General features: G+C 66.2%; 2 protein-coding genes. Both read left to right on the top strand.

Annotated features, from left to right (window positions below; translation table 11 throughout):
- Positions 1 to 89 precede the first annotated feature (89 nt).
- Positions 90 to 2,318, top strand: coding sequence for an SDR family NAD(P)-dependent oxidoreductase (locus tag GM668_RS22130; RefSeq protein ID WP_155441117.1), 2,229 nt, complete (start codon positions 90 to 92; stop codon positions 2,316 to 2,318).
- Between the two features lie 30 nt (positions 2,319 to 2,348).
- Complete coding sequence (locus GM668_RS22125) at positions 2,349 to 6,887, top strand: type I polyketide synthase (protein WP_155441116.1); 4,539 nt, start codon at positions 2,349 to 2,351, stop codon at positions 6,885 to 6,887.
- The last annotated feature ends 2 nt before the right edge of the window (positions 6,888 to 6,889 follow it).

Below are 6,889 nucleotides of genomic sequence, written 5' to 3'. Positions count from 1 at the left end.
TCACCAGTGACGCCAACTCGGTTCAGGCAACGCTGGTTGGTATCCAGAGCATGATGGGCTGGGCATAAGCAATTCAGCAGCCAGCTTGAATGCAGGCTGACGGACGGAGGCAAGCTTTTTTTCCATCACACTCTTTCCCTACGCGGCGCTCTCCCGGTCTCATCGAGCGCAAACTCCGGGCGCTGATTTGCGAGCGCACCGGCTATCCCGAGGAAATGATCGAGCTCGATCTCGACCTGGAAGCCGATCTCGGCATCGACTCGATCAAGCGCGTCGAATTGCTGTCGGAAATCGGCAAGGACCTGGGCGTGGCCGGCGCCGGCGCACCCGACCAGCTGGGCGACGATGCGGCGCAATTCCTGGAAGAAGTCTCCAGGATCAAGACACTGCGCGGCATCAGCACGTGGCTGGCCGGCTATGTGAGCCGGACTGCCGAACCTGCCGCACCGGCCCCGCAGCCATCGCATGAACCAGCCGCGCTGGTGGCGTATGACCGCAGCACCATTGAAGCCCGGCTCCGGGCGCTGATTTGCGCGCGCACCGGTTATCCGGACGACATGATCGATGCCGACCTCGATCTGGAAGCCGACCTCGGTATCGATTCCATCAAACGGGTCGAATTGCTGTCCGAGATCGGCAAAGAACTTGGCCTGGCCGGTACCGGCACGCCCGACGAACTAGGCGACGACGCCGCGCAATTCCTGGAGCAAGTTTCCAGGATCAAGACACTGCGCGGCATCAGTACCTGGCTGGCCGACTACAGCCAGCCCAAGCAGGCAGCGGTGCAAGCACAGCCGCCGCGGCAGGCTGCGCCCTCGCCCGCCCAGGCCGCGCCGCAGGTCCCGCTCAGGGTGCTGGAAGTGCTGTACACGCCGCAGCCGCTGCAGCCCGCTGCCCCAGCGCGTCTGGCTGGCAAGACGCTGCATTGCATCGGCGCCCCGGCCGCCCTGTTCGACGCGCTGCACGAGAAGCTGGGCACGCTTGGCGCTCGGCTGCAGCCGCTGGAGCGCGGTGCGCTGCAGACCGGCCTGCAGCTCGACACCAACGGCATCCTGTACTTCAACCGCGACGACGATCCCTACCAGGACGTGCTGGGACTGTTCCATGCGCTGCGCGCCTGCGATGCGCGCACCATCGACACCGTCATGACGATCCAGAGCGACGCCGCGCCACTGCGCCATGACGATGGCCGCTACCATGCTCCGTCATGCGGCAGCGGCGCCAGCGGCATGCTGGTGAGCCTGCGCTGGGAATGGCCGAAAGTGCCGGTGATCCGCCCGCTGATCCTGCATGACATGGCGCAGCTCGACACCGAAGCGCTGGCCGCGCGCGTGCTGAGCGAAATACTCAGCCAGCCCGAGATCCTGGCGCAGCCGGTCGCCTATTGCGACGGCGTCCGCCACGTGCGCAAAGCCTTGCCAAGGCCGGCCTATGTGAGTTCGGCTGAAACGCTGCAGTTGCCGCCGGAGGCCGTGGTGGTGATAGTCGGCGGCGCCAAGGGCATTACCAGCTGGTTCGCGTCGGCGTTCGCGGAACGCTACCGCTGCCGCATCGTGCTGCTGGGACGTTCGCCGCTGCCGGCTGGAGATGAACCCTTCCCTGGCGCCGACACGGCGCCCGCGCTGCGCCAAGCATTACTGGCACAGCAAGGCGGAACGACGCGTGCCCGGGATATCGAGGCAACCGTGAACGCGGTCCTGGCCGACAAGCAGATGCGCCGCACGATGGAGGAACTTGGCAGCTTCGGCAGCGAAATCCAATACCTGCAGGCCGACGTTACCGAACCGGACCAGGTTGACACCGCGCTGCGCTGCGTGATGGAACGCTATGGCCGCATCGATGGCGTGCTGTTTGGCGCCGGCATCCTGGACGACCGCTTCCTCAAGGACAAGCAGGAAACGTCGCTGGCGCGGGTCTACCACACCAAGGCCAGCGGCGTGGAAAATGTGCTCGACAGCCTGGGCCGCCTGACGGAACCGGCCTTCGTCGTGTTCTTCTCCAGTATTTCCGCGACGCTGGGCAACCGCGGCCAGACTGATTATTCAGCCGCCAACGCTTACCTCGACAAGCGCGCGATGGCGTTGAACGCCAGCCGCAGCGGCCACTACCTGTCGGTCAACTGGGGCCCTTGGGAAGGCGCCGGCATGATCGATGCGACGCTGCAAAAACACTTGGAAGGCATGGGTATCCACGCCATCACCCGCCGCCAGGGCGTCGATTTCCTGTTCGACGAACTGGGCGCCGGCAAACGGTCCAGCCGCCTGATCGCTACCTGCGTCAAGGATGAGGCGCTGTTCTGGAACGAGGAAACCTTATGAGGCGCGCGGCATTGGTACAAGGGAGCCGCCATGGGATTTAAAGTCGCCATCATCGGCATGGCCTGCCGCTTTCCGCAAGCGCCGGACCTGGGCGCCTTCTGGAACAATATTCAAGAGGGCGTGGACGCCATCAGCGCCTATCCGATGGCGCAGCGCTGGGGCAGGCAGGCCGGCTATTACACGCCCGGCAGCGCACCCAGCCTGGAACAGACGTATTGCAGCCGCGCCGGCGTCGTGGCGGACTTACATTTCGATCCGCTCGCCTACGGCATTGTGCCGCGCGAGGTCGAGGAAGCCGAGGCCGACCAATTCATCATGCTGGACCTGGCCCGCAGCGCGCTGGCCGACGCCGGCATCGTACGTACCGGGCGCGAGAAAACAGCGCTGCCGGCCGGCGTCATCGTGGGCCGCACCATGCCGATCGGGCCGGTGACGATACGCTTCCTCGACCGCATCAAGCTGCTGCCGCAATTGCGCCAGGGCTTGCGCGACAGTTTCCCCGGGCTGGACCCGTCCCAGCTCGACGCCTTCGCCGAACGTTTCGTGGCCGAGCGCAAAGCTGGTTTCGACAGCAGCCTGACGCGCAACCTGGTGCCCGGTTTTGCCGCTGCGCGCCTGGCCAACCGGCTCAACCTGAGCGGACCAAGCTACATCCTCGACGCCGCCTGCGCATCGTCGCTGGTGGCCATTGAAAACGCCATCATGCAGCTGCAACTGGGCCGCTGCGACGTGATGCTGGCCGGCGGCGTGCACGTGCCGCTGACACAGGGCTACTGGTCCATGTTTACCAATATCGGTGCGCTGTCGCGGCAAGAACAGATCCGTCCCTTTGACCGGGGCGCCGATGGCCTGCTGCTGGGCGAAGGCGCCGGGCTGGTGGTGCTCAAACCGCTGGCGGCGGCGCTGGCCCACGGCGACCGTATCCACGCGGTCATCGAAGGCGCCGGCAGCTGCGGCGACGGCCGCGCGGAAAGCTTGCTGGCGCCATGTTCGGACGGCCAGGTGCAGGCTTTCGATACCGCCTGGCGCAATGCCGGCATGGACCCCGGCCGCGCCGGCTATATCGAATGCCACGGCACCGGCATGCCGCGCGGCGACGAAGTGGAAAGCAGTTCGCTGCTGCGCTTCTTCGGGCCGCATATGCAAGGACGGCATGTGGCGCTGGGATCGGTCAAGTCGATGATCGGCCACACATTGGGCGCGGCCGGTATCGCCAGCGTCATCAAGACCGCCTGCGCACTGCGCGACGGCGTGCTGCCCCCGTCATTGCACTGCCGCGAATTGCGGGCCGACCTGGCCGCGCAAGGCTTCCACGTGCCGCGGCACAGCGTGCCTTGGACCGGCGCGGGCCGCGTGGCCGGCGTCAGCGCCTTTGGCTTTGGCGGCATCAATGCCCACCTGGTCATGAGCGCGCCGCCCGTGCCTGCGCGGGCCAGCGTGCCCGTGGCGCTGGCGCTGACGTCCCCCGCACTGGCCACGCAGGAAACCGTGCTGGCGCTGGCCCGGCCTGACCTGGCCAGCCTGCTGGCGGACCTCGACAGCGGCGCGCTGCATCCAGGCGCCGGGCCATGCCGGCTGGTGCTGTTCGACCCCACGCCGGACCGCATGGCCAAGGCGCGGCGCATTGCCGCGCGCGGCCAGCCCTGGCGCGGCAAGCAGGATATTTTCTTCACACCCGAGGGCTTGCTGGGAGCGGGCGGCAAGCTGGCTTTCCTGTTCCCTGGCTTGGGCAACCAGGTCAACCCGGATTTCCGCGAACTGGCGCAGCGCTTCGGTGTCGATCTTGCGCGGCTGTCGGCCGGGGGCGACGACGCGCTGGTCAGCACCAGCTTGCAGACCGTGTTTTCCACCAATACGCTGTACCATGTGTTCGGCGCGCTCGGCATTGCCCCCGACGCCATTGCCGGCCACTCGCTGGGCGAATGGATCGCTTGCGTATCGAGCGGCATGATCGGTGCGGCGCAACTGGAAATCCTCATTGCGCGCCTGCTGGCCCTGCAGGATAGCGTGATGGGCAAGGGTTATTACCTGGTCGCGGTCTGGGCCGGCGCCGACAGCGTGCGCGCGCTGCTGGCCGGCATCGACGGTGCCGCCATCGCGGTCGATAACTGCCCCGGCCATTGCGTCATCTGCGGCAGTGCCGCCGCTCTGGAAATTGCCCGGCAGCGCCTGCGTGCACAGGGGCTGCTGTCGGTCGATATGGGCGTCGAAGCGGCATCGCACACGCCGTTCATTCGCGCCGGCCTGCAGGGTATCCGCCCGCTGGTGGAGCAGATCGTGCTGTCCGAACCGGCCGTGCCGATCTGGTCATCGAGCCTGGCTGGCCCTTATCCGCACGCTGCAGCCGAAGTCAAGGAAGTCATCATCGACAACATGGCCACGCCAGTGCGCTTCCGCGAACTGGTCGGGCGGCTGTACGACGATGGCTTCCGCGTCTTCCTGCAAGTGGGTAATGCCGGCTTGAGCGGCTTCGTCGCCGACACCCTCAAGGGCAGCGATTACATGGCGCTCGACGCCGGCAGCGCGGGCAAGAGCAGCGAACAAATGCTGCGCCGTGCCGCGGCTGGCTTGTTCGCCGAAGGCAAAGCGATCGATTTCACACGCTTCGGCATGTGCGCGCAGCGGGATGAAGCGGCAGAGGCGCAGGAAATCGCCGCGCCGGCGCCGGTGCGGGCCGCACTGATGTCGCTGGACGGGAACTTGAATGAATTGCATGCGATGCCCGGACTTTCATTCGTGGCGGGTGCGGCGGCATCGGCTGCGGCTTCGGCTGCGGGCGCCGGTCCGGCAACGCTGCCGATGGTCCAGTCGCTGCCGCCCGGCGCGCTGGCTTACACGGACTTGCATACGCTCAGCATGGACGTGTTCCAGCGCGCGCAGCACGATGTCCTGGCGGCTTTTGGCGCGGCGTCCAGCCGGTCCCCGTCGCTCGGCCTTTCAGCGGTCCCTGCGCCCATGCCGCTGAGCGAAGCCGGCGTGGCGATCGCTACGCCGGCTGCCGCTGCGCCGGAGCCACTAAGCGCCGCGCCGATTGACCCGCATGCAGTCGTGCACCGCCAAACCATCGAGATCGACCACGGGCGCTTCCCGGAACTGTACGACCACGAGATCTACCAGTCCCATGAAGGCCGGCCAGTTGCCGAGCGTTCGGCCGTGGTGCCGATGACGATGATGATTGAACTGGCGTGCGCGCTGGTGTCGGACTATCTGCCGGGCTGCAGCATCCGCGCCGTCCACAAGGCATTTTCCTTCCGTTTCGTCGACGTGCGCGGGCCGCTGGCGCTGGAGGCGCGCATCTATCGCAAAGAGCGCAACCTGTATGCGGTGGTGGTGGAAGACCGCTTTTCGTGCCAGGTGGAGGTGGCCGACAGTCTGCTGGCAGCGCCGCCGCCGTCGGGCGCCGGACGCCTGCTCGATTCCGGCCACGTGCCGCCCTTCCCTTTGCAGCTCGAGCAAATTTACCGCGACCGCTGGCTGTTCCACGGCCCGCTGTACCAGGGCATCAAGCAGCTCGGGCCGATGGACGCCAGCGGCATGACCGGCGTGGTCGCGCATGCCGGCGGATTGGGCGCGCTGGTCGACAGCGCCTTCCAGGTCGCAGGCGTGTGGTTCTGCTCGCACTACGATGAAGACAACGTCGTGTTGCCGCTGAAGGTCGGGAAGATCGAGTTCTTCGCACCGCTGGCGGCGCTGCGCAATCCGTTGGACCGTTATGACTGCCAAGTGTTCACGCGCCGCGTCAGCGAAACAGAGTTCGTCTACGACCTTGAGCTGAGCCGCGCAGGCGTGCTGCAGGTGCGCGTCAGCGAATTCACCGGCCGGCGTTTCAGCGGCGACCCGTCGCTGTTCGCCATCTTCCGCACTCCCGAGCGGCTGAACCCGATCAGCGAACAGCTGGAGGACGGCCTGTTCGTGTTCGACCTCGCGTTCCGCTCCAACTGGACCAGGGTCATGCTGACCAAGAGCTACCTGACCGGCCGGGAAACGGAGCGCGTCGATGGCAGCAAGACGATGGGCCAGCGCAATGCGGTCTTGCGCGGCATGGTAGCGGCCAAGGATGGCCTCAAGCAGTGGCTGGCGCAGCACCGCGGTGTCGACAGGCTGTTCCCGTCTGAAATCGAAATCAGCCACGACGAGCAGGGTGCGCCGCTTGGCATCGTAGCGCGGCAAGACGCGCCGCTGCTGCTGTCAATCAGCCACAAGCCTGACATCGCTGCCGTGATTGTCGGCGGTACACAGCGCGTCGGCATTGACGTGGAATACATCGAGCAGCGCAGCGCGGCGTTTGAGCAGCTCAATTATGACGCCGACGAAATTGCCTTTTTTGCGGCACAACCGGACGCCGAGCGGGCCTTCTGGCAAACCCTGTTCTGGACCGCGAAGGAAGCGTGGGGCAAATACAGCGGACATGGCCTGGCCGGCGCACCGCGCCGTATCAAGGTACGCGACGTGCGTACGAGCGGCGCCGGCTGGCGCGGACAAGTCGAAGGAACCTTGTTCCATGCGCGCCGCCATCAGGATGGCCACGTCATCAGCTGGGTGCGCGAACAGCATGAAACACAACACTAATC

The sequence above is a fragment of the Pseudoduganella ginsengisoli genome (genome assembly GCF_009720865.1).
Lineage (GTDB): Bacteria > Pseudomonadota > Gammaproteobacteria > Burkholderiales > Burkholderiaceae_D > Rugamonas > Rugamonas ginsengisoli.
The sequence above is the reverse complement of the archived record's forward strand: the minus strand, read 5'-3'. Positions and strand labels throughout refer to the sequence as shown.